We start from the raw sequence: 23958 nt of genomic DNA on the forward strand, positions 1-23958 counted from the left end.
TATTTTGTTTTTTCAGGCATAATGCCCTAAATAATTTCACCTGCCGGGAAAAATAGGGAGTTACTATGCTAAAAAAAGAAATGATTCAGAAGCTGAATGAGCAACTTAATCTGGAGTTTTATTCCGCGAATTTGTATTTGCAAATGAGTGCATGGTGCGGTGATAAAGGTTTTGAAGGCGCATCGAGTTTCCTGAAGACACATTCTCAGGAAGAAATGCAGCACATGCAGCGCCTGTTTGACTATCTGGATGATACGGGAAGCCTGCCTGTGCTAGGCGCGATTGCTGCACCGCCGATTGATTTTGATTCACTGGCTGACGTCTTCAAGTTGACCTATGAACATGAACAGTTGATTACAGCAAAAATTAATGAGCTGGCGCATGCGGCGATGGCCTTGCAGGATTATTCTACCTTTAATTTCCTGCAATGGTACGTGGCCGAACAGCATGAAGAAGAAAAGCTGTTCCGTTCTATTCTGGACAAATTGGCTCTGGTCAAAGCGAGTGAAGGCGGTCTATTCTTCATCGATCAGGACTTGAAAAAAATGTCTGCGGCGGCACCGTCAGCCTAATGACAATCGACGCCTCTGTCGGTTAATACGCATTTGAATAACGCGGGATAATGTTCTTTTTATCCCGCTATTTCTTTCCTCAAACGATCTTCCTGCTTATCTCTCTCAGCCGATTTTATTCTTTGCTTCGCGCTCGACTTCATCCCTCTCTGTCGCTATGATCGCGCTAGTAGTGATATACAACTTTATGTTTTATAAGGTTTGATGCTGTCTTTCTGTGATCTGGATAAGGCTGTAAAACTCACATACATCATTGTCTGAATACGCATGTCGGGAATACCATGATGAAGAAACTTTTGCTATCTATCGTGCTTACCTCACTTTCTGCGAATGCTTTTGCTGCCGCCAAACTGGCAAATATCAGCCGGCTGGAATATGGCGAACGCTGGGCTTTTACTCGCGAAGAAGTTCAACTGATTTGTCGCCCTGGCAATGCGCTGTACGCCTTACATACAGGGACGCTGATGCAATATCCGCTAAACGATATCGCCATTGAGCAGATGAAGTCCGGGCAGGTAAGTGCACAACCGATAGACGTGATTTGGCTGGACGATCCTAAGCATCCCGGACAGAAGAAAAGCCTTCAGCCATTTATCGAGCGAGCAGAGCAATTATGCTTGCCAGATGGTAAGCCATGAAGTGATTGATTTACCTATTTAATGTTAACTAATTACTTCCATCTGGTTAAGATAAAGTGTGAAATCTGTTCCATTTGTGATAATTACGAACGGGGTGACGCTGGAAAACGCGGTGGAGTTGGCTACGCTTAAGGTACAAGGCTAGTGCAGCTTGTATAAATGCCAACTTTTAGCGCACGGCTCTCCCAAGAGCCATTTCCCTAGACCGAATACAGGAATCGTATTCGGTCTTTTTTTTAAATTGTTGATTTTTAATGGTTTATTTTAGGTGGCGCGAAAATACACGAAAAACCCACGAAATTTAATATACGGCCTTTTATAGATAGGTGTATTTCTTCCCCCCGAGTATCCAGATGTCCGCGAACTGGCCGTATCCGCAAGCGGCAGAAACCTGCCACTAGTGCGGTTTTTTATTAAAGCGATGCCGCTTCTACTGTGCTCGCTGTGTAAATTAACAGATAACTATTAGCAACATAACGCTGGTATCATTGGCATTCTATTTATGGATGAGTGAACACTGGAGTGTGTATGAAATCGGTTTTATCGTTTGTTGTTGCTATTTTGTTGTCCTTTTCTGCCTGCGCTTCCGATTTGACTGAAGACCAAAGATTAGCGGATTTAATTTGGTCAAAAACATCAAATAAAGAAGCGATCCAATTAATCAATAAGAATCCTGAGTTAATCAATTCAAAGACTGGCGCTGGGTTCACTCCGCTGCATTTAGCGGGAATGATTGGTAACAAAGAAATGGCTATATTTCTTCTGGAAAAAGGGGCAGATGTTAATGCTGTTAATGACAGCGGATACAGTCCTTTAGTGGTGACTATAGCTAACGGCAATCAGGATATAGCAGACATCTTGATAAAGAACGGCGGCAAGGAGCTAAGACTTTAACGTCGCAAATGAAAAACCATTTCCAGGCTCGCTTTAGCGAGCCTTTTTATTTCAAAGAGATTGACGTTAAAATGCGCAACATCATTATGTTAGTACTGGCTTTACCATTAGTATCGTTTGCTGCCATTAATGATACCAGCCAAGCTGCACATGAAATCTGCCTGACTGAGTGGAATATTACGGACAAGGCGGGATCAACGGACAGAGATGTGCTGGCAATTGTTAATGAAGAGGTATCCAGTTTCAAAGAACGCGGTTTTAGCCTTTCAGATTTTGGTATTGATGAGTCGGAGTATATTGTTACATCGGCTAAGATTGCCGAATCATTCCGTCAAGATCATCGCCCTCCTAATCGACAATATGACGATGATATAAGGGGTACACTCAGAGAGTTGATGGTTCCTCGTTGTGTGACAAAGGTAAAAGAAAGCTTAACTAACCATTAGCTGTAGCGGTACGAAGAATATGCGGTCAGTTCAAACTGTAGTAGTCAACTAGCCGCTATGTTTGAGCTGGTACAGCGGTAGTACTCTGGCTAAACGATGGCTTTCTGTGCCATACAGTAATATCACTACTCGTAGCGGAAATGATGAATTCACCATTCCATGAAAATCCCGTACAACGGAAATGGTCGGAAAGCAGTTTAAGGCACCCCTCCTGATGACCTATGCATAACGCATCTTTACTTGGTGGACACCAGATTAGGACTTCAAGGGGCCATTCTGGTGCGGCCCGTACCAATGTTTCACCATATTGATTACACATTGGCAATCCGCCGCCACATAGTCCGGCAATGGAAATATCCTCATCGGCTAATGGACCTATGCCTTTACAGGTTAAATTGATGGGATCGTACCAGCTCCCGTATTCCTCAACGTCTCTGGCAACCTTTTCGCCAGTAATACAGTTGAACACTCCTCGTCCTGAGGAGGATATGACCAGTAACAGATGGTTTTGTCGATGAGAAAAACCGATCTCTGTTAATCCTCCAACAGCAATCTCTACTCTGGGATGCCATTCAGTCGGGGGCGACGGAATATTGAGCAATAGCTTGATATAGTTATTCTCGTACTCTTTTTTACGCCAGCCAAACATCTAAATCCCTCTCTAGGACAGGAAATTTTTAAGTTCTCCAATGACAACAGTACCATACAAAGCTCAGATAACCGCGGATATTCAGACAGTCACTACCTTTGAGTGGTGAATGTAATAGGAGCAAGCAGTACGCGATATACCCGCTAAGATTAATAATCTAGAGTGTTTACTCTGGAGTGAGTGCAATGCGCTTTCAATCGGAAATAAGAGGGACAGTTGATGTCATCGTGAGTGGAAACGAACAGGAGTGTGTCGCAGAGGCAGAGGGATGGGGATAATTAGGCTATGGCAAACTAAATAAACGATAAAAATCCTCTTGGCTGCTGATAAAACATCCGCTTATTTTCATGATTATCGCGGTTCAGCGTCTGGTGCCGTGTCTTTTAAACGCTTTTAAAATAAATGCTTGCTAAAGATTTTTATACGTGCGTTAATAGCTCGTCGGTTTGATTCGCAGACCTAAAAAGCAGTTTAGTAAAGCAGTTCTCATTTCAAAGTGTTATCCATAGATATCCCTTCTTTTGAGCCTCCTTATTGTTGCTAATTAAATTCTGTGCACAGGCCCTATTTGCCGGAAGGCGCTATAAAAAATTAAGGTAATTTCTATGTCTAACAAAATGACTGGTTTAGTAAAATGGTTTGACGCTGGTAAAGGTTTCGGTTTCATTACTCCTGACAACGGTAGCAAAGATGTATTCGTACATTTCTCTGCTATTCAGAGCAACGATTTCAAAACGCTGGACGAAGGCCAAAAGGTTGAGTTCACCATTGAAAATGGTCAGAAAGGCCCATCAGCTGGCAACGTTGTTGCACTGTAATCAAGTTGCGCTGTAATAAGCCAAATTGAATTAATGTTTCTCTTGCGATAGCGATGATGGTTTGAACCGGAGCGGCCAAGAAAAGCACCCAAAAACCCTAGCGTAAAGCTGGGGTTTTTTGTTTATAAATCATTATGATTTGCGACTTTCTGCCGCTGAGACCTCATCACTATGATTTAATCCACCTTAGGATATGTGATATAGGCCCATATCGAGCGACATTTCAACACAGGGGAGATATCTCTTGGCAGATCCAGAGTAGTATTCTCCGTGTTTATCAACGCTAAATCCATTCGCTTGGTAAAATACGACAGCATTAGGGGTTGAGGACAATGTTAGCGCTGTTATTCCACGCGTTTTTGCTTCACTTTTTATCGCATCCAGAATTTTTGTAGCGAGTCCTTTATTCTGGTAGTTCGGCAAGGTAAAAATAGCTTCAACACTATTATTTGTTATATCAAGAAAGCCTGTTGCGACAGGGAGGGAAAGTATTGCGTCGTCAATGACGAAAAAGGGGTTATTAGTGATGGCATGTCGATACCCTTCAGGCATAGTATCGGGTGTGAATGCCATGATGGTTTCATTATCATAAACTTCCTGACATCCTGAACGTATTGCCTCATTCCTAATTAGCCATAAACGTTCAGCTTCATCAGCGGTAGCATAGCGAACGGACATCACTCCTCTCCCTTTATTATATGAATATTTTTTATTGTATCCGGTAGGAAGAAAAATCCGCTATTTTTCAACGATAAACTGAATTGCTTCTTCTGGAATGAAGCTACAGTATTTATTTAATGATTGAAACTAAAAATAAATATCTTTCTGATAATACTTGCCGTATTAACAAATGCATTATGAGATGAAGTGTAGAAAGCTTGGCAACCCCGTTGCTGAGCAAAATACGACAGAGGAGCCCTGAGGCTCCCTGACGTCTGGTATGAATTATTTATACAGAATAGCGGTCCCGTGTAACCGATCGTGACCGGTAGCAGAAACGATGCGATATGATGACGCGCCTGCCTTTTGGGCTTTTTGAGCGACCTGAGCTTCGAAAGAATCCAACGTTTTTGCACCGCTGATGGAAACGGTCGCGATTTCTTGAGCGGCAAACGCACCGAAGGACAAGGTAGAGAGTGCGATAACTGCGATAAAATTTTTGATGCTTTTCATGGTTCATTCCTTCACGTTTTATTTGGCTGATTAGGCGTTTTTACTTGATGTGTTGAATGATATTCCTCCTCGATTGAAATGAATATCAGAGAGATTTGCTTTTCTTTTTCAAAAATACTGTTCTTTATTTGCTATGCCATTCATTCCGGTTCCGCAGTAGGATAAATCCTGTGAATAATCAATCAGTGGATGAAAGGAAGGGATATGCAGATTTCAGTCAATCGTCTGATGGCGACAGTGCAAGTCGTATTGCAGAAAGCAGGATGTGAAAAAAATGAAGCCCGTATTGTCACTGAACACCTTGTGACCGCTAACTTAAAAGGGCATGACAGCCATGGCGTAGGGATGTTGCCGCACTATGTGGCGTTCATCGGAAAAGGGATTATGCATCCGAACACTCCGGCGCGTTTACTCCGTGACAGTGGAGCTGTACTGCAATTTACCGGCGATCGTGGCTTTGGTCAGCGTACGGGTAAAGAAGCGATGCAAGCGGCCATTGAGCGGGTGAAAACGACAGGCGTGTGTTTAATGACCCTGTCGTCGACCTGTCACCTAGGACGCATCGGCACCTATGGGGAAATGGCGGCGGACGCCGGGCTTGTTTCGATACACTTTGTCAATGTTAACGATCTCGACCCGATCGTGGCTCCCTGGTGTGGCAGTGAAGCGCGCTTCGGAACAAACCCGATCTGTATTGCATTCCCGCCAACAGAGCACAATGCGGCTTTTGTTCTGGATTTTGCCACCAGCGTGGTGGCGCTGGGGAAAACCCGCGTTGCGTACCTGGCAGGTAAAACGTTTGATGAAGAGGTGATGCTCGATTGCAACGGTGTTTCCACTAACGATCCGAAAGTCATGTGGGAAGGCGAAAAACACGGGGCATTGAAGCCGATTGCGAAACATAAAGGTGGCGGGTTGATTTTAGCGGCTGAAATGTTGGCGGGGCTGCTTTCCGGTGGCGGAACTATTCAGCCGGAGAATACACGTCAGGGGGCGATAGTGAATAATATGACGACGATTGTCATCGATCCCACCAGCATGGTTTCCATGGCGTGGTTGCAAAAAGAATATGATGCCATGCTGGATTACGTCCGTTCTTCAACCGCTCCCGATCCGACACAGCCTATCTTAATCGCGGGCGAGCCAGAAAAGTTGTCTCAGGCGCAACGTCATGCTGACGGTATTTATCTGTCCGATCAGGAGTGGCAGAAAATCGCGGAGGCGGGGATATCACTGGGGATGAGTCCGGCCGAATTCGCATTAATAGCATAATATTGTTCAGGAGAAGAAAATAACCGGGGCAATGCTAATGCGGAGATGGTTGATATTTGCTGTGATGCTGGGGGCGCTAATTGCCTTGTCGCCCTGGATTCAACGCCAGCTTCCACCCGGTTACGATCCTTTTTCTCCGCTATCTGTCGATGACCCGCCCACGTTTATTACCCGATTGAAAATGAAGTCTGTCGCCAGCGACCCTGATGCCTGTTTGGCGGTGTTAAAGCAGGCACAGGAAAACGGACGACTGAGATTCGCCGAGGCCAATGACATCAGTGGGCAATGTCCGGTAATGTCTCCCGTTCGGGTTCAACGTTTTGGTGCGGTCACGCTGAGTTCCAGTTTTCTCGCCAGTTGTCCATTAGCGTTGAGTAGCACCATGTTTGTGACGCAGGTTGCGGTGCCGCAGGCGCAAGCTCTTGGCACATCGTTGGCGCGTATCGACCATATGGGCAGCTACGCCTGCCGCAATGTGTATCACAGGCCAGAAGGGCGTCTGAGTGAACATGCGACGGCGGACGCATGGGATATCGCCGCTTTTCGGCTCTCTGATGGTCGACAGGTTAGCGTCCTGAGCCAGTGGTCGGCCATGGATGAACGCGGCAGTTATTTGCGTACTACATTCAGGGAGAGTTGCCATTTTTTCGGTAATGCTCTGGGGCCGGAATATAATGCCGCACATGCTAATCACTTTCACTTTGGTATGCGTGGTTTTGGCGTATGCCGATAGAAAGGTGACGTTGAAAATGAGGTGAGGGCGGTAATACCACCGCCCTGATCGATATGTAGCGATGAGCCGTTAGGAAATCACGGGGTCAGGTATTGAGAATTTTTTTCTAAACTCGGTGAGTTTATTATGTGACTCCAGTAGTTCTTCAGGCTTCATTTTCAAAGTAAGAGTCATAACTGACTAGTATGCTTCATTTTTTCCGTTTGCCAATGCAATAGAAAGCCAGGTGTGGGCTAACGTATTATCTTGAGGAACACCTTTTCCCTCATAATACATCAGACCCAGATTATATTGTGCATCCGGTAGATTTTGTTCGGCAGCTTTGGTGTACCACGCTACGGCTTGGGCGTGATCTTTCTTAACGCCGTTACCATTGTTATAAGCGAGACCCAGATTGTATTGCGCATGGACTTGGCCTTGTTCAGCGGCTTTTTGATACCAGGCTATTGCTTGGGTACGATCTCGCGCAATACCTTTTCCGGTATCATATAAATACCCCAAATCTGTTTGTGCATCAGCATCCCCTTGCTTTGCTGCCTTGGTATACCATATTAGGGCTTGAGCATAATCTTGTGGAACACCTTTTCCAGATTCATACAATAAACCCAAATTGGTTTGTGCGCGGACATTTCCCTTTTCCGCCGCTTTGGTATACCAGGAAAGGGCTTTGGCATAATCTTGCTGAACGCCGTTCCCTGTTTCATATAAATAAGCCAGATTGGTTTGTGCGCGGGCATTCCCTTTTTCCGCCGCTTTGGTGTACAAGGCAAGGGCTTTGGCATAATCTTGCTGAACGCCGTTACCCTTATCATACAAATAAGCCAGATTGGTTTGTGCGTAGGTACTTCCCTGTTCCGCCGCTTTGGTATACCAGATCAGAGCTTGGGCATAATCTTGCTGAACCCCTTCACCGGTATCATATAAATCTGCCAGATTGGTTTGCGCCCATGCATAACCTTGTTCGGCGGCTTTGGTGTACCAGACAACCGCTTGAGCATAATCTTGTTGGACGCTTTCTCCGTTAGCAAACATATAACCCAGGCTGTATTGGGCTTCAGGATTGTTTTGCGCGGCGGCTTTTTGATACCAGCTGATTGCCTGCTGATAATCTTGTTTTACGCCAGAGCCATCGTAATACATATCGCCTAATGCGTTCTGTGCTTCGGCATCATTTTGATTGGCTACGGTTTGTACTTCATCGAATGTTTTGTTGTCAAATTTGCTCGAAAACGCAGGTGTGGTGTAGAAGGCGCATATGAGCGTCGTTGACAAGAATAATGAAGGTATTGATAACAATGTCATGTGTAATCCGTCACGTGAGAGTTATTAAAGTAGGTATCCTGATTGATAAGCAACGCCGCATAATTTCCCTGGTTGGGCATGCGGAGCGGGGTGAATACTGAACCTAAACACTAAGATAATCAAATAACTGACAGGGTTTAGGCGCAATTATAGGAATTGATAATCAGATGAAGGATTGGCCGCGAGTGCCGATGAGAATACGCAGAGAGAGGATTAGAAATCAGCGTACTCTTGGGCAGGAACCCAGAAGCCATCAATATACTCTTCAATGGGGAAGCAGCCAGCCCGACGCAGACGCTGTTCGTCCATCGCTTGTAGACACTGCGCTTCGGTGTTGTAGGCACCGACGACCAAATCGTCACAGCCATGCCCGAGATAACAAACGAATATCACTAACGCAAACATGTCGCTCTCCAGATATTACTGAGTTTCTCTATCTGTCAGGGTAATTGTAGATGAGAATCAGTAAGAAAAGGGCGGATGAGCGGTTCATCAGGTGGTTTTATCGCCACCTGATGCAGAAAGCGCATTTATTCATTAGCAAGAGGCTGTGCGGAAGAAGCACCATCCCGAACTAAATCGCGAGGTAGGCTGTTTTTTATCCGGCTGCTGATGCGTTTTGCCAGGCCAACGGGCGTATTCTGGTAAGTTAAAATCAGCTCATCCGCAGTAGGAAGCGGGTCTGGGTAGCTGTCTTTACCCTGAAACCACTCACAGGCGATACGGTCATTCAGCGCGTAGGCATTGTCCGCATTTGGATCGGCCAATGCCACAACCGCTTCATGCTGCCAGCGGAAGCCTTTGGGGAAGCGTTCGGCGAGCTTAATACCAATGCGTGAGAATTTGATATTGCCAAAAGCGGAGGCAAGTGCCGTAGGAAAAAGCCAAATCTCGCTATCACGCTGCCATAGTTGAAGTTGCTCCTCATCCCAGTGAATACCCTGTTTACGCGCGGCCTCTGTAAGTAACACACGATCTTTGTGTGTGACGGGAGAGAACGGGAATTTGCCGACTTTATAACTCGGACGTGGCAGTGGTGGTACGCTAGCAGTTTTACGTAAACGGGCAACAAAGAAGCCTTCACTGTCATAAATCTGCGGGAAGACGTGCAGGAAGCCTTCTTCCGTTGTCGCGCGTTTGGCGTCGGTGAAGAGATCGTCTAATGACTCAAACTCGCAGGCATCAGGGAATTGTGCCTGTAACCAATGACAAACCTGCTGGTTTTCCTGCCGATTCAGCGTACAAGTGGAATAAATCATCACGCCGCCGGGCTTTAGGGCATGGAACGCACTCAGAATCAGGTCGCGCTGCGTAGCCGCAATGTCGAGAATACTCTCTTGCGACCAGTGGCTCATCGCCGCCGGATCTTTACGCACCACGCCTTCACCTGAACACGGGGCATCCAGCAGTATCGCATCAAAATATTCTGGCAGCGCCGCGCCGAAAACACGCCCATCGAAGTGCGTAATCGCGGTATTGCTGACGCCGCAGCGGCTGATGTTAGCATGTAGCACTTTTACCCGGCTTGCCGAGTATTCGTTGGCAACAATGGCGCCTTCGTTATTCAGTCGTGCTGCGATCTGCGTCGTCTTGGAACCCGGCGCAGCGGCCACATCCAAAAGCGTCCCCAATGCATCATTACGATGAAACAGGGCGCTGACGGGCAGCATGGAGCTGGCTTCCTGAATGTAGAAGAGTCCGCTCAGGTGCTCCAATGTATTGCCGAGCCGCGTGTTTTCCTCTTCCGCATTCAGCAGCCAGAAACCTTCCTGACACCAGGGAATCGGCTCAAGCTGCCAGCCATAAGGTTGCACGAGCTGTAGAAAGGCATCGACGCTGATTTTTAACGTATTGACGCGGATGCTCCGGCGCAGCGGACGCTGGCAGGCGGCAACGAAATCCTCCATCGAAAGCGATGAAGGCATAATGTCCCGCATTGTGTCGAGAAATTCAGCAGGCAGATTGGCTGGGGTAAATTTTGCCACGACGTGGTTCCGTACCGGTTATTCAGTAAAACGAGGGGAAAGAAGTGGCGAAGTGTAACACGGATCTTGCATCGATAGCGTGAAAACGACAGGGCGACTATCGCCGCCCTGTTAGGTGCTGAACGTTAATTATCCGGGGGAGTTGGGATCGCCGTACCCCATTGCCGCCACTCTTTAGGTTCTTCGTTTCTCAGCAAGAAATGCTTCCCTTCCTGAGCCTTCGGCGCGAGTGGTGTGCTAGGCGGCGTGGCGAAAGCGATACCGCCGCGAATAAACTGCTGGAAGGTTCCACTCTTAATAACGCCGCCAACCAGTCCGAATTCCAGATTGTAGCCAGAAGCTTGCCAGAAGACGGAATTATCGCGTACCAGATGTTGATAGCGTTTACTGATGCGCAGCGAAACGGCGATGCGATCCGACAAAGGGCCTAGCGACAGCCCAGTGACGGTACCGACTTCAATACCGCGGAACAGAACCGGCGTACCAACCTGCAATGCGCCGGCTTCCGGTGCATCAACGCTGATATTCAAGCCGTCCTGATAGCGTGAATCAGAGATAGTCGCCTGCTGAAGCTCAAAATTACGCGTTACGCTGCCATTGCCCGGTTCGACGTTAATATAAGGTTGGAATAGCGTCTCCAGATGATTTACACCCGCAGCAGAAATTTCCGGCGTGACGACGGAAAAGCGCGTTCCAGAACGGGCAAAATTACGCACGTATTCAGGGTAGAGCACCGCCTGCACCAATACGTCGTTGCGTTGTTCGGACAGCTTCAGCGAATCCAACTGGCCGATATCGATGCCCAGATAGCGGATCGGCATACCCGGTGCGAGTTTACTGGCGTCGTAGGTGCGCAGAATGATGCGGCTGCCCACGGCGCGCGCCGCCGTTTCGTTGTTGTACAGGATGCGTTTTCCGCCTTTGATTTCCGGCGCGCCTTCCAGATTATCAAAGCTGATCGCCCCCTTAAGCGCCCGATTCAGCGGGGAAGCTTGCACGGTCAGACCCGAGGTATTCAACTGCACACGGGCTCCACCTTCAGCCCAAAACACGCTGTTTTCTGTCAACAGTTTGCGATGTTCTGGACGGATATAAACCTCAACTTCAAAGGTATCCGCCTTGGGTCGCACCCGCATGATTTCACCTACCTGGAATTTACGATACAGCACGATAGAGCCGTCCTGAATATCCGGTAGACTGTCGGTTACCAGGGTGAGGGTAGGCGAGGGGGTGGCACCGCGAATACCTTCTTCGGCTTTTTCGAGATCGCTGAACAGCGGGTAACGTGCCTGAATCTCTCCCTTACTACCGGGTAAAACCTGAATGCCGCCGCTGACCCATTCTTGTGCACTGGCACCCAACACTTGAATCCCATCCAACCCCATCTTCACATTCACGCGACTGTTAACGATGAATTTGCTGTCGCGGTGCAATAGCTGGCGATAACGTGGCTCGATCACCAGAATGAAGCTGACACCTTGTTCATCCAGTGTGCGTTTCACGACCTGACCAACTTGTACACCGTGCAGTAGCACGGGTTGACCGCTATCAATACCATAGCTTTGTGCGGCGGTGAGCTGAATAGAAAGTGCTCCGGGCTGGGCGAGCTGCTGCTGCCCACTATCCAATACAGTAAAATGCTGGCGCGGTTCGCCTTCGCCGGGGAGTAATGTCAGCGTTGGGCCGCTTAGCAGGCGAGACACATTCAGGTCGCTGAGCGAAAGTTGGGGTTTGCTGAGTTCAATACGTGTACCTTCGCGCATCAACGACACCACGGAAGGATCGATGATCAGCTCCCCGCTGACCTTGCCGTCGTCCGGGTTTAAGATAATTTTGTTCAACGTGCCGACTTCCAACCCTTGGTACATCAGAGGGGTTCGGCCTTCGGATAAGCTGTCACCGGAGGGTAAATCTAGCGTGATTTTCACTCCACGTTGACTCTGCGCCAGATCGGGATAGAGACGATAGGATTGCTCGGCGCCCGCATCCTCGCTCTCTTCTGGCGAATCGAAGGCAATTGCCCCGTTGACCAGCGCCGCCAGATTCTCCATCTCAATTTTTGCGCCGCTGACGCTGATGTCGGCATTAAAGCCGGATACATTCCAGAAACGGCTATTCTTTTTCACCAGATGGGTGAAACGGCGTTCAATCAGGACGTCAATCATCACGCCGCGACGATCCTGAGAAACGGTATAATCGTAAACTTTCCCCACCGGAATTTTACGGTAGTAAACCAGCGAGCCGGTATTCAACGAGCCGAGATCGTCAGCGTGAAGATGAATCAGCAATTCTCCGGTGTTAACGCGGTATTTGGGCTGGGTATCCAGCGCAGAAAAGTGTTCTTGCGCCTCGCCGGAACCGGGCATCATGCCGATGTAGTTACCGCCCACCAGCGCATCTAGTCCTGAAACCCCGGCGAGAGAGGCCTTGGGTGTGACCAACCAGAATTGCGTACCGCTGCGCAACGCTTCCTTCATATCGCTTTTGATGCTGGCTTCGACCTGTATGGTGCGCAGGTCTTCGCTCAGCTTGATATTTTGTACGGTACCGACTTCGACACCTTGATAGCGCACAGGCGTACGTCCGGCGACAATCCCGTCGGCAGAGACGAAATCAATGGTAACCGTCGCGCCGCGCTCCTGCTGATTGGTGTAAATCAGCCAACCGGCAATCATCAGCGCAATCAACGGCAGCAGCCAAAATGGCGACAGACGGCGCTTGTTTTTCACGGTAGCTTCGGTTGGTGTCCCAGGCGTATTATCTTGCATTGTTATTCCACATCAGTGTTGTCCCACATCAGTCGGCTATCCAGCCATTCAACGGCAAGGATAGTGAGAATCACCGCCGCGCCAAAGTAAAAAGCAGCAGGCCCCATGGTGAAAGCGAGTAGTTGATCGCGGTTGACGAGCGACATCGTCAGGGCAATCACAAATAAATCGAGCATGGACCAGCGGCCGATCCAACGGATAACACGCAGCAGCTTCATGCGCATCATTATATTGCCTTCCGACTGGACATGAATGCTAACCAGCAGGCCGAACAGCACTATAACCTTAGTAAACGGCACCAGAATACTGGCGATGAAAACCACCATTGCGATCGGAATATTGCCTGATGCAAGCGAAAGAATACCGGAAAAGATCGTATCCTCCGTGCGTGCACCGTTGACATAAATAATTGATATGGGCAACAGGTTGGCGGGTAACAGTAAAATTATAGAGGCAATCAGCGCCGCCCAGGATTTCTGCAAGCTCTGACGCTGGCGTAAACGAAGCGGAATATGGCAACGGGGGCAACGCCCACGGTTGTCGGGCGAACTGGTGAAATGGCAGGAAAGGCAGATTCGGTAGCGATCTGGAGAGATGAGCGGCCTCAGGCGCGGATAAAACCGCTGCCAAAGCTGATCGGTATTTAAGTGGATCAACGTCAACAGGCTTAAGATCATCAGCGCCAGAAAGGCAACGAGCCCGATACCCGCCTGAACATCTGCGAATTCACGGACTTTGATTGCGGCGACGGCCATACCAACCAGATAGATATCCAGCATCATCCACTCTTTTAGCCGTTGCAACATGAGCAGAATAGGGCGCAGGTTCATACCGATTCGGGGGGCAAAAAACAGGTATAACAGCGAAAAAACTAACGTTAGCGGTGCGCCAACGGTACAAAAGGCGACCATACTTGCCGTGAGCGGGTGTCCTTGTCGGGTGATTTGCCAAATACCTTCAAACAGGCTGGCATTAATCGTGACACCCAACAGACGAATGCTGATCAACGGTTCAGTGAAGGCAAAAGGCATGAGTACCAGCATGGCGACGGCCATTGCAGCAAGGCGAGAAATGGTCCAGTCTCTGCCTGAACTGACTTTGGCATCACAGCGTGGACAGTTTGCTGTCTGGTTCCGCTTCAACTGGGGTAGCGTAAAAACAGCATCGCATTCCGGGCAGCGGTGATAGCGGTCTATGGCGGACGCGGTACTTTTTGCGCCACTGCTTAGCGGTGGGCGGGGAGAAGAAAACGGCGCAGGGCTGGTTATATTATGTATTTTCATCTTTCCTGCGATCCGGTAGAAGGTATCGAACCCCGTTATTACTAATGGATAACGTATTCACAGCGACTCAGTGTAACTGAATGATAAATTCATAAAAGGATATGATTGCTGACCGATGTTATTTTGCAGATGGAAATAGCACGATATGCATGACAACGATACCGTAAAGCGGATGATTCTTCGCGCGAAGGCGCTCATCTTATGGCATTCTGTAGCCGATGCTAATGCAGCCTGTGTGGGAATTGTCCGCACTGTTTCGAAAAGACAACGATAGACTTTATGAATAAACAAGTATGAATAAACAAGCGTTTTATCAGGATCTCATTCGCGATATGTCATCGCTTATTGCGGATGAAAACCGTTTTATTACGATTTTGTCAAACAGTAGTGCGCTGCTGTTTGAGCGTTTGGATGGGGTTAACTGGGCAGGGTTTTACCTGTTGGATAACGACACGCTTTTCCTGGGACCGTTTCAGGGTAAGGTTGCCTGTGTACGTATTCCAGTTGGCAAAGGTGTGTGCGGTACGGCGATAGCTGAAAATCGCATTCAGCGTGTGGATGATGTTCATGCGTTCCCCGGTCATATCGCCTGTGATGCCGCGAGTAATGCTGAAATCGTGCTACCGCTTGTCGTTAATGGGCAACGGATTGGCGTTCTGGATATTGACAGTACCCTTTATCAACGTTTTGACGCGGATGATGAAGAAGGGCTGAAGGCCGTAGTGAGCGTACTTTGTGCTCAACTGGAAGCGAGCGATGTGATGACATTCATCAATTCTCTCTCGTTGAGACAAGGTTAACGTGGCAATTGCCGATGGCGTCATTATAATGACGCCTGTTCATGCCTGCGCCGGTTGGCAAACCCGTTGTAATCAGGAAATTTCATGGAAAATCAACCTAAGTTGAACAGTAGTAAAGAAGTCATCGCCTTTTTGGCAGAGCGGTTCCCGCTTTGTTTCACCACTGAAGGTGAAACACGTCCGTTAAAAATCGGTATTTTTCAAGATCTTGTTGAGCGTGTACCGGAATCCGATAACGTCAGTAAGACGCAATTACGCTCTGCGCTGCGTCTTTATACTTCAAGCTGGCGGTATCTATACGGTGTAAAATTGGGTGCTCAACGTGTAGATCTGGATGGTAACCCGTGTGGCGAGTTGGAACAGCAGCATGTTGATCATGCTCGCACGCAGTTGGAAGAAGCGAAAGCGCGAGTTCAAGCTCAGCGTGCTGAGCAGCAGGCGAAAAAACGTGAAGCAGCCGGAGAAACGGCAGATGCAGCGCGTACACCTCGTCCTGCTCAGAGACGTGCGCCGCGTCGCGATGCTTCAAACGATGCATCTCGAAACCCTGCGTCTCAAAACCATGCACCGCGTAAACCACGCCAGTCTTCTTCCGGCCAATCTCAGTCCTCTTCTCAGCAATCAGCGAATGCTCAGCCGCGTCAGGCAAAGCCTGCCAGCAATGAGCGTCAGCGGGTTGCGGTTACGGATGTTTCCAAACTGCAAATCGGTCAGGAAATCAAAGTCAGAGCCGGCAAAGATGCCATGGATGCCACCGTGCTTGAAATTGCCAAAGGCGAAGTCAGAGTACAATTGGCTTCTGGACTGGCAATGATTGTACGCGCAGAACACTTGCAGTTCTGATACGGAGGCCAACCTGGGCATGAACAACTTAGTCAGAATAACCGCCATTGCAGGTTTACTGCTGGCGGGCTCTAGTTTTGCAAATGAAAACATTACGCGTGTTGAGCAGATCCCTCAGCTACATCAGGAGCCTCAACATGCCACCGTAAGCGACAGGGTGGCCTCACGTTTCCTGCGTTCGCATTATCGCCAGTTTATGCTGGATGCGCAGTTCTCTGAGAAAATTTTTAACCGCTACCTCAACATGCTGGACTACAGCCACAATGTGCTGCTGGCCTCTGATGTGGCGCAGTTTTCCGGGCAAAAAGCCCAATTGGGCGACGCGCTGAAATCCGGTCAACTGGATGTTCCGTACGCGTTGTACAATCTGGCGCAGAAGCGTCGGTTTGAGCGTTTTCAATATGCACTGTCGCTGCTGGAAAAACCGGTCGATCTGACGGGTAATGATACGTTTGAGCTCGATCGTAGCAAAGCGCCTTGGCCGCAGAACGCAGGGGAACTTAACCGCCTGTGGGATGCCAAGGTGAAATATGACTGGCTCAGCCTAAAGCTGACGGGTAAAGATGATAAAGACATCAAAGAGACGCTGACCAAGCGTTACCAGTTTGCGATTCGTCGTTTGGCGCAGAGCAACAGCGAAGATGTTTTCCAACTGGTCATGAACGCCTTTGCGCGTGAAATTGACCCGCATACCAGCTACCTGTCACCGCGTAACACCGAGCAATTCAATACCGAAATGAGCCTATCGCTCGAAGGGATTGGTGCCGTGTTGCAGATGGATGATGACTACACCATGATTAATTCCATGGTGCCCGGTGGCCCCGCAGCGAAGAGCAAAAATATTACTGTCGGTGACCGCGTGGTTGGCGTAGGCCAAAGCGGTAAGCCAATGGTAGATGTTATCGGCTGGCGTCTGGATGATGTCGTTGCGCTGATTAAAGGGCCGAAAGGCAGTAAGGTGCGTTTGGAGATTCTGCCCGCAGGTAAAGGGACGAAAACCCGTATTGTCACGCTGACGCGTGAACGTATCCGCCTTGAAGATCGCGCAGTTAAAATGTCCGTCAAGACGGTTGGCAAAGATAAAGTCGGCGTGTTGGATATCCCAGGTTTCTATGTCGGTCTGACGGATGACGTAAAAGTTCAGCTCCAGAAACTGGAAAAACAGAACGTCAGCAGCATCGTGATTGACTTGCGGACGAACGGCGGCGGTGCGCTGACGGAAGCAGTAGGGCTTTCCGGTCTGTTTATCCCAAGCGGCCCTGTCGTTCAGGTACGCGATAATAATGGCAAGGTGCGCGAAGACAGCGATACCGACGGCATTGTGTATTACAAAGGCCCGCTGGTGGTGTTGGTTGACCGTTTCAGTGCTTCCGCTTCCGAGATCTTCGCGGCGGCGATGCAGGATTACGGTCGTGCACTGATCGTGGGTGAACCGACGTTTGGTAAAGGCACCGTACAGCAGTATCGCTCGCTGAATCGGATTTACGATCAGATGCTGCGCCCTGACTGGCCTGCGTTGGGTTCCGTGCAGTACACGATTCAGAAGTTCTATCGTATTGACGGCGGTAGTACTCAGATGAAAGGCGTGACGCCAGATGTGATGATGCCAACGGGCACCGAAACGGTAGATACCGGCGAGAAGTTCGAAGATAACGCGTTACCGTGGGATAGCATTAAAGCAGCCAACTACATCAAGAGCGGCGATCTGAAGGCGTTGATTAGCAAACTGAATGAACATCATCAGGAGCGTATCGCCAAAGATCCCGAGTTCCAGTTTGTTGCTCAGGATATTGCCCGCTACAACGCGATGAAGGATAAGCGCAATTTCGTCTCGCTCAATCTTGCCCAGCGTGAGAAAGAGAATGACGATGATGAAGCGTTGCGTCTGAACCGGATTAACGATCGGCTCGTGCGAGAAGGCAAGAAGCCACTCAAATCGCTGGACGATTTGCCGAAAGATTATCAGGCACCCGATCCTTATCTGGATGAAACGGTGAAAATCGCTCACGATTTGGCGCAAGAACAGAAAGAGTAATATGCCAACGTTGTTCTGATTATATTTTGAGTTGTTGCTTAGCGCCCTGTTGGTCTATCTGACAGGGCGCTTTGTTTTGGATGTTGCCGGTGATGGTGTTGTCTCGTCGATGACGGATTAACGAATTTTGGTGGGTGAACAGCCAAAACGGTTTTTAAACCGTTCGGAAAAACGCGCAGAGGATTTATACCCGCAGGCTTCAGCCAAACGTTGCATGCTCCATGACGTCGTCTGTACCAACATCATCGCGTGCTGCATCCGTGTCTCTAGCAACAATACTTCAAAGCGCGTCTGCTCGGCGGATAGCCTTCGGCGTAACGTAGCTTCACTCATAGCCAGCAAACGCCCCGCTGACTGTGCCGTCCAGTGGCGCTCCGGCTCTTCACTGATAAGCGCGCGTAGCTGGGTAGAAACGCCTGGCTGTGGCGGCACGCCAAAACGATATCCTCGCTCTGATAACACCAGCAGCATGTCCATCAACCGGAGCTCTAGACGCGATTCATTGAGCGTGTTGCCGGTAATCCCTTCAACCAGATGCTGTAATGTGCTGGTGAGATCGTCATCCAACGTGAAAATCGTGAAGGGGGATGGGGGTTGCGCAGGAACGTGTTCATCAGGATAGCGGAGATAAAAACGCGTCAGAAGCGTGGATGAAAACGTCAGAAAGATCGACCGGAAAGCGGAGTCACGACCGCCGGGCGTTTTCGCCAGATCGGCGCTTGCGTCAGGCGTAATCAGACAAAGCTGAGACGGCGTGTCGACAATCGTCGTTTTGTTTTGTTCGAGAATGGTTAGTTGGCCGGAGAGAACCAGCAGAAGCGTGGCTTCATAAAAATGAAAACGCGTTGTCTGCTGGGGGGCGCGTAGATGAGGTTGTGCTAATGCACACAGGCCATACCGCTGTAGCGGCTGGCCTGATGGCAAACGCCAGTCCGCCTCTGCAATGAGAGACGGAGAAGCAGGGCGTAAAGCGGTCACACTCATAGCAATTGAGGATTCAACGTATACAGCCCGGTGAGTTTGGCTTCAGCCAATACGGGCGCGTTAGCGAGCGCGGCACGGACACTTGTCCCGTTGATCTCACCTTCTATCGCTAAAGAAGACGTCGCGAGGGCGTAAAGTGTGAAAATATAATGATGGACGATCGCATCGTTCCACGGCGGGCAAGGGCCATCATAACCATAGTAATTGCCTTTCATTTGTTCGTCGGCGGCGAACCAGGCGGTGTAATCATTGATGCCGTGCCGGAGCCCTGCGGGGGCGTTTGGGCCTGCTTTCCCACGAGGAGTGATGGTATTGGAATGCGAGGCGGCGGCAATTTCGCTGACGCTGGCGGGAATATCCAGCAATAGCCAATGGTAGAAATCGACGCGCGGCAGAGAAGCGCTTACCTCACGGCCTTCCTGATTCACATCGTCACCGCGGCTAGGTACATCCGGGTCGTGGCAGATCAACACGAAAGACTGTGTCCCTGCGGGAGTGCCCTGCCAGACAAGATGGGGATTGTGGTTAGAAGACAGCGCAATGCGGCTGTTTGCATCCGGTATAGCAAAGGCAAATTCGCCTGGGATAGTTTCGCCGTCCTGAAAACTGTGGCTGGAGAGTTGCAGCATGATGGTGCTCCTTATCGTGGTTCTGATGAGTATGGTGTTATTATAGGAGAAGTTGCATGTAATTATTTTCCTAATGCCGTCACGATAATGCTTTTAGCTGTCAATTTGAGTGCTTTAGATATCATCGCTAAAAAAATGGCTTCCGATAAGGGAAGCCACTGTGATTTAGCCGATGCACATCACGATAGCGCGTGTGATTAACGGCCGGCTTTTAGCTGTTGGAAATAGGTTTCGTATAGCGTGCTGGCGCTGCCAACGTCGTTCTGCCATTCGCCTTTGGCAATGGTTTCATCGTCTGGATACAACGTTTTGTCACCTGACACTTCAGGAGGCAGTAATTTCTTCGCAGCCAGATTTGGCGTTGGATAGCCGATGGTTTCTGCAACCTGAGCCGCCACTTCCGGGCGCAGTAGGAAGTCGATCAACTTCATCGCACCGTCAACATTCTTTGCGTTGGCTGGAATTGCCAGGCTGTCCATCCAGAAGATGCCGCCTTCTTTGGGCCAGATAACATCCAGCGGTGTGCCCGCCTGACGCGCCACATAGGCAGAACCGTTCCATACCATACCCAGATTAACCTCACCCTCAATGAACGGGTTACCAGGGTTGTCCGAGTTGAACGTCAGTACATTTGGCATCAGGGTTTGCAGTTCTTTATACGCCGCCTCAATCTCTTTGGGATCGGTGGTGTTCGCGGAGTAACCCAGTTTACGCAGGGCGATCTGGAATACCTCGCGTGCATCATCCGTTAGTAGCAGGCTGTCTTTATATTTCTTATCCCACAGATCGGCCCAACCGGTGACGCTGGCGGGGTCAATCATTTCATGATTAATACCTATCGCTGTTGCGCCCCAGATATAGGGAATGGAGTAGTCATTGTTCGGATCGAAGGACTTGTGCAGCAGGTTCGGATCGAGATTATGGAAGTTACTAAGTTTGCTGGTATCAATTTTTTGCAGCATGCCTTCTTTACTCATCTTGGAGATGAAATAGGTCGATGGCACAACCAGATCGTAGGCACCGTCCTTATAGGTTTTCAGCTTGGCATACATACTCTCGTTGGATTCATAGGTGGAGTAAATTACCTTGATGCCCGTTTCTTTGGTGAACTGTTCCAGCAGGCCCGGCGGTACATATTCGGTCCAGTTATAAAAATAGAGCGTTTTGCCGTCGTTGGCATTAGCGGTGTTGATACCAAACGCCAGCGCGCAGGTTGCCAGTAGGTGTGGCCACTTTTTCATTATGTTTACCTCCTAGTCCCAAAGGAAATACCTGCTGGTATCAGCAGATATGAAATAACGGTAGTTATCATGCGAGTTGCAATCTTATTTTCCGGTGCGGTCGCGTAAAATCAGTTGGCTACTGAGCACCAGTACAAGCGACAGAATGAGCAAAATCGTTGCCAGCGCATTGACTTCAGGGGATACGCCAACCTTCACCATCGAGTAAATCTTCAACGGCAGAATTTCATACGCGGGGCCGGTGACAAACGAAGAGACCACCACGTCGTCCATCGACAGCGTGAAACTGAGCAGCCAACTGGCCGCGACGGCTGGCATCGCCAGTGGCAGAATAATTTTGCGCAGAATAATCACTTCACTGGCCCCTAAGTCGCGCGCCGCTTCCAGCATCCGCACGTCGAAACCTTTCAGACGCGAGTAGACGGTTACTACCACAAAGGGTAGGCAGAACGTGATGTGGGAAAACAGCAACGACCAGAACCCGAGCGATATGCCCAACAGCATGAAGAGTACCAGCAGCGAAATTGCCATCACGATATCCGGCGACATCATCACCACGAACAGCATGCCGCCGACAAAAGGCTTGCCACGAAAACGATAGCGATACAGCGCGACGGCCGTTAGAGAACCCATCAGTGTGGCGAACGTCGCGGAAAACACCGCCATGGTCAGCGAATGCTGCGCGGCCTGAAGCAGGCTGTCATTGTTCATCAGCAGTCGATACCAGTCCAGCGTAAATCCCTGCCAGTTGATGCCGAAGCGCGCCTGATTAAAGGAGTTCACGATCAGAATAACGATCGGAATGTACAGGTAAGCGTAAATGATGGACATAAATCCACCGCGGATTAAGCGTCCGATCATTCCAGCTCTCCCTTTTTATTCAGCAGGCGGGCTGTACGGTAGTAGATAAACAGCAGCACGCCCATGACCAGCGTCAGACAGATGCTAGTGGCGGCACCAAACGGCCAATCGCGGATATTAAGAAACTGGCTTTTAATCACGTTACCGATCAGCAAATTCTTGGCTCCGCCCATCAGATCGGCAACGAAGAACAATCCCATGGCAGGCAGCAGCACCAGCAGACATCCGGCGATAATTCCCGGCATGGTTAGCGGGATCACCACGCGAATGAAGGTTTGCCATTTATTGGCACCCAGATCGCGTGCGGCTTCAAGATAGGATTTATCGAGTTTTTCAATACTGGAGTAAAGCGGTAGCACCATGAAAGGCAGCAGGATATAAATCAGCCCGAGAATAACGGCTTCGGAGGTGTACATAATCCGTAGCGGTGTATCAATCAAGCCCGTCCAGAGCAGAAACTCATTCAGATGGCCGCGTGTACTAAGGAAAATTTTCAGTCCGTAAATGCGAATCAGCGAGTTGGTCCAAAATGGCACAATCAGCAGAAACAACATCAATGGCTGAACTTTTTGCGGTAAGCGTGCCAGAATAAAGGCGAACGGATAGCCCAAGATCAGACAGCAGAGCGTGGCGATAACGGCCATATTCAGCGAATGCAACAGGACTGAAGCATAAAGTGGATCGGCCAGCCGCGTGTAGTTTTCCAGCGTAAAGACCAGGCTGACGAAGTGGGTGTCATCGCGCGTCAGAAAACTGGTTCCGATGATCATCAGGTTGGGCAAGAAAACAAACAGCACCAGCCAGGCAACGATGAAGGCAATAATGGTGTTTTGAAAGCGTTTACGCGATGTCTTCATCGTGCAGGACTACCTCCCAACTTTCCACCCAGGTGACGTCCACTTTCTGGTTGAGTGAATGATCGAAGTCGGGATCGTCTTCGTTAAAGAACTCGCTAACCATGACCATCTTGCCATTTTCCAACTCGATGTTGGATTCCAGCGTCATGCCTTTATAGTTACGTTCGCGCACGTAACCCACCATTCCTTCCGCCTGCATGTCATCACCCAGTTCTTCGACGCGTAAATCTTCCGGCCGCAGCAGCACGTTGAGGTGTTGGCCAACGTTGACTGGGACGCTGACGGTAATAATGCATTCGTGGCCTTCAACCTGTGCGCGAACCCGCTGTTCGTCCAGTTGTTCCAGTGCGATGGCATCAAAGATATTGATTTCACCGATGAAACTGGCAACGAACAGATTTTTCGGTTCTTCGTAGATTTCACGCGGTGTGCCATCTTGCTCGATCCGCCCGTCGCGCATCACCACGATGCGATCGGACATCGTCAGTGCTTCTTCCTGATCGTGTGTGACAAAAATGAAGGTAATACCCAGCTTACGTTGCAGCGCTTTCAGTTCATTCTGCATCTGCTTACGCAGTTTGTAATCGAGTGCAGACAGAGATTCGTCCAGCAGCAGCACTTTCGGCTGGTTAACGACCGCGCGGGCGATGGCAACACGCTGTTGTTGGCCACCGGACAACTGGTGCGGGCGGCGCTGTGCCATTTCTTCCAACTGCACCATTTTCAACGCGTCAATCACGCGTGGGGTAATCTCCGCGGCAGGCGTTTTCTGCATGCGTAGGCCAAACGCCACGTTTTCAAACACGCTGAGGTGAGGAAACAGTGCATAGCTTTGAAATACAGTATTAACGTGCCGCTGCTCGGCGGGCTGATGGGTAATGTCCTGCTTTTCCAGCATGATATTGCCGCTATCGACCGTTTCCAGACCGGCAATCAGGCGCAGTACGGTGGTTTTACCGCAGCCGGAGGGCCCAAGGATCGTTAAAAATTCACCGTCATTAATGGTGAGATTAAAGTGTGAAATGATGTCTTTGCCATCAAAACCTTTGTGGACGTTGATCAATTCAATGACCGGCACGGTTAGGGAGTTTTCTTTCATTAAGGTCTGGCTCTATTTCCTGATTTGGCCGATCAACGGCATTTCCGTTGCGATCGTACCAAGGGTTATCACCTTT

25 protein-coding genes are annotated in these 23958 nt (G+C 49.4%); 11 read left to right on the forward strand and 14 right to left on the reverse strand.

Going from position 1 to position 23958, the window contains the following annotated elements; all coding sequences use genetic code 11:
- Positions 1-65 precede the first annotated feature (65 nt).
- The 4 genes from ftnA to E2566_RS09760 all read left to right on the forward strand — a co-directional run bounded on the left by ftnA (position 66) and on the right by E2566_RS09760 (position 2550).
- Complete coding sequence (gene ftnA, locus E2566_RS09745; RefSeq protein WP_015840082.1) at positions 66-572, forward strand: non-heme ferritin; 507 nt, start codon at positions 66-68, stop codon at positions 570-572.
- Positions 573-853: 281 nt separating this feature from the next.
- Positions 854-1210, forward strand: coding sequence for a YebY family protein (locus tag E2566_RS09750; protein WP_107170651.1), 357 nt, complete (start codon positions 854-856; stop codon positions 1208-1210).
- Positions 1211-1738: 528 nt separating this feature from the next.
- Positions 1739-2104: an ankyrin repeat domain-containing protein gene (locus E2566_RS09755; RefSeq protein ID WP_107170650.1), complete on the forward strand. Its 366-nt coding sequence runs from the start codon at positions 1739-1741 to the stop codon at positions 2102-2104.
- An 8-nt stretch (positions 2105-2112) separates the two neighbouring features.
- The gene (locus E2566_RS09760; RefSeq protein WP_234256823.1) at positions 2113-2550 is read left to right on the forward strand and encodes a hypothetical protein; all 438 of its coding nucleotides are present in this window, start codon (positions 2113-2115) and stop codon (positions 2548-2550) included.
- 55 nt (positions 2551-2605) lie between these two features.
- Here the strand turns inward: E2566_RS09760 and E2566_RS09765 are convergent, their stop codons facing one another.
- Positions 2606-3199 carry a hypothetical protein gene (locus tag E2566_RS09765; protein WP_107170649.1) on the reverse strand — a complete coding sequence of 198 codons (594 nt, stop codon included), beginning with the start codon at positions 3197-3199 and terminating at the stop codon, positions 2606-2608.
- A gap of 605 nt (positions 3200-3804) precedes the next feature.
- On the opposite strand from E2566_RS09765, the gene cspE reads away from it, so the two are divergent.
- Positions 3805-4017 (forward strand): transcription antiterminator/RNA stability regulator CspE, encoded by a 213-nt coding sequence (gene cspE / locus E2566_RS09770; protein WP_005967874.1) that lies wholly within the window; start codon positions 3805-3807, stop codon positions 4015-4017.
- A gap of 186 nt (positions 4018-4203) precedes the next feature.
- Here the strand turns inward: cspE and E2566_RS09775 are convergent, their stop codons facing one another.
- Both E2566_RS09775 and E2566_RS09780 read right to left on the reverse strand, forming a co-directional pair.
- Complete coding sequence (locus E2566_RS09775) at positions 4204-4695, reverse strand: GNAT family N-acetyltransferase (RefSeq protein ID WP_107170648.1); 492 nt, start codon at positions 4693-4695, stop codon at positions 4204-4206.
- 267 nt (positions 4696-4962) lie between these two features.
- Positions 4963-5190, reverse strand: coding sequence for a YdgH/BhsA/McbA-like domain containing protein (locus E2566_RS09780; protein WP_107170647.1), 228 nt, complete (start codon positions 5188-5190; stop codon positions 4963-4965).
- A gap of 204 nt (positions 5191-5394) precedes the next feature.
- Here E2566_RS09780 and E2566_RS09785 point away from each other — a divergent pair, with 204 nt between their 5' ends.
- Both E2566_RS09785 and E2566_RS09790 read left to right on the forward strand, forming a co-directional pair.
- Positions 5395-6462, forward strand: a complete 1068-nt coding sequence (locus E2566_RS09785; protein ID WP_107170646.1) for a malate/lactate/ureidoglycolate dehydrogenase — start codon at positions 5395-5397, stop codon at positions 6460-6462.
- Between the two features lie 37 nt (positions 6463-6499).
- A complete protein-coding gene (locus tag E2566_RS09790) occupies positions 6500-7195 on the forward strand; it encodes an extensin-like domain-containing protein (RefSeq protein ID WP_107170645.1) in 696 nt (231 codons plus the stop codon).
- Positions 7196-7375: 180 nt separating this feature from the next.
- Here E2566_RS09790 and E2566_RS09795 read toward each other — a convergent pair whose 3' ends face one another.
- From E2566_RS09795 to yebS, 5 genes are all read right to left on the reverse strand, one after another.
- Positions 7376-8497 (reverse strand): SEL1-like repeat protein, encoded by a 1122-nt coding sequence (locus E2566_RS09795; protein WP_107170644.1) that lies wholly within the window; start codon positions 8495-8497, stop codon positions 7376-7378.
- 213 nt (positions 8498-8710) lie between these two features.
- On the reverse strand, positions 8711-8902 hold the full coding sequence (locus E2566_RS09800) for a YdfD/YebW family protein (protein WP_014699780.1): 192 nt from the start codon (positions 8900-8902) through the stop codon (positions 8711-8713).
- Positions 8903-9027: 125 nt separating this feature from the next.
- Positions 9028-10482, reverse strand: coding sequence for a 16S rRNA (cytosine(1407)-C(5))-methyltransferase RsmF (gene rsmF, locus E2566_RS09805; protein WP_107170643.1), 1455 nt, complete (start codon positions 10480-10482; stop codon positions 9028-9030).
- Between the two features lie 125 nt (positions 10483-10607).
- A complete protein-coding gene (locus E2566_RS09810) occupies positions 10608-13250 on the reverse strand; it encodes a PqiB family protein (protein WP_107170642.1) in 2643 nt (880 codons plus the stop codon).
- A 2-nt stretch (positions 13251-13252) separates the two neighbouring features.
- Positions 13253-14533, reverse strand: a complete 1281-nt coding sequence (gene yebS, locus E2566_RS09815) for a membrane integrity lipid transport subunit YebS (protein ID WP_107170641.1) — start codon at positions 14531-14533, stop codon at positions 13253-13255.
- Between the two features lie 293 nt (positions 14534-14826).
- On the opposite strand from yebS, the gene E2566_RS09820 reads away from it, so the two are divergent.
- The 3 genes from E2566_RS09820 to prc all read left to right on the forward strand — a co-directional run bounded on the left by E2566_RS09820 (position 14827) and on the right by prc (position 18211).
- A complete protein-coding gene (locus tag E2566_RS09820) occupies positions 14827-15333 on the forward strand; it encodes a GAF domain-containing protein (protein WP_107170640.1) in 507 nt (168 codons plus the stop codon).
- Positions 15334-15417: 84 nt separating this feature from the next.
- Positions 15418-16176: an RNA chaperone ProQ gene (proQ, locus tag E2566_RS09825; RefSeq protein WP_107170639.1), complete on the forward strand. Its 759-nt coding sequence runs from the start codon at positions 15418-15420 to the stop codon at positions 16174-16176.
- A 19-nt stretch (positions 16177-16195) separates the two neighbouring features.
- Positions 16196-18211 carry a carboxy terminal-processing peptidase gene (gene prc, locus E2566_RS09830; protein WP_107170638.1) on the forward strand — a complete coding sequence of 672 codons (2016 nt, stop codon included), beginning with the start codon at positions 16196-16198 and terminating at the stop codon, positions 18209-18211.
- A 117-nt stretch (positions 18212-18328) separates the two neighbouring features.
- On the opposite strand, the gene E2566_RS09835 is transcribed toward prc, so the two are convergent.
- Positions 18329-19195 (reverse strand): AraC family transcriptional regulator, encoded by an 867-nt coding sequence (locus E2566_RS09835; RefSeq protein WP_107170637.1) that lies wholly within the window; start codon positions 19193-19195, stop codon positions 18329-18331.
- Positions 19192-19824 carry a YbhB/YbcL family Raf kinase inhibitor-like protein gene (locus E2566_RS09840; protein ID WP_107170636.1) on the reverse strand — a complete coding sequence of 211 codons (633 nt, stop codon included), beginning with the start codon at positions 19822-19824 and terminating at the stop codon, positions 19192-19194. The genes E2566_RS09835 and E2566_RS09840 overlap by 4 nt, the downstream gene beginning before the upstream one ends.
- Between E2566_RS09840 and E2566_RS09845 the strand changes: the two genes are divergently transcribed.
- Positions 19804-20025 carry a hypothetical protein gene (locus tag E2566_RS09845; protein WP_133169877.1) on the forward strand — a complete coding sequence of 74 codons (222 nt, stop codon included), beginning with the start codon at positions 19804-19806 and terminating at the stop codon, positions 20023-20025. The genes E2566_RS09840 and E2566_RS09845 overlap by 21 nt on opposite strands.
- Here the strand turns inward: E2566_RS09845 and potD are convergent.
- From potD to potA, 4 genes are all read right to left on the reverse strand, one after another.
- Entirely contained in the window at positions 20022-21065 is a 1044-nt protein-coding gene (gene potD / locus E2566_RS09850; protein WP_107170635.1) for a spermidine/putrescine ABC transporter substrate-binding protein PotD, read from the reverse strand. The two genes, E2566_RS09845 and potD, sit on opposite strands and share 4 nt — an antisense overlap.
- A gap of 84 nt (positions 21066-21149) precedes the next feature.
- Positions 21150-21926, reverse strand: a complete 777-nt coding sequence (potC, locus tag E2566_RS09855; RefSeq protein WP_107170634.1) for a spermidine/putrescine ABC transporter permease PotC — start codon at positions 21924-21926, stop codon at positions 21150-21152.
- A complete protein-coding gene (gene potB, locus E2566_RS09860) occupies positions 21923-22783 on the reverse strand; it encodes a spermidine/putrescine ABC transporter permease PotB (RefSeq protein WP_107170633.1) in 861 nt (286 codons plus the stop codon). The genes potC and potB overlap by 4 nt, the downstream gene beginning before the upstream one ends.
- Positions 22767-23882 carry a spermidine/putrescine ABC transporter ATP-binding protein PotA gene (gene potA / locus E2566_RS09865; protein ID WP_107170632.1) on the reverse strand — a complete coding sequence of 372 codons (1116 nt, stop codon included), beginning with the start codon at positions 23880-23882 and terminating at the stop codon, positions 22767-22769. The genes potB and potA overlap by 17 nt, the downstream gene beginning before the upstream one ends.
- Positions 23883-23958: the final 76 nt, after the last annotated feature.

It is taken from the genome of Pectobacterium punjabense (assembly GCF_012427845.1).
Lineage (GTDB): Bacteria > Pseudomonadota > Gammaproteobacteria > Enterobacterales > Enterobacteriaceae > Pectobacterium > Pectobacterium punjabense.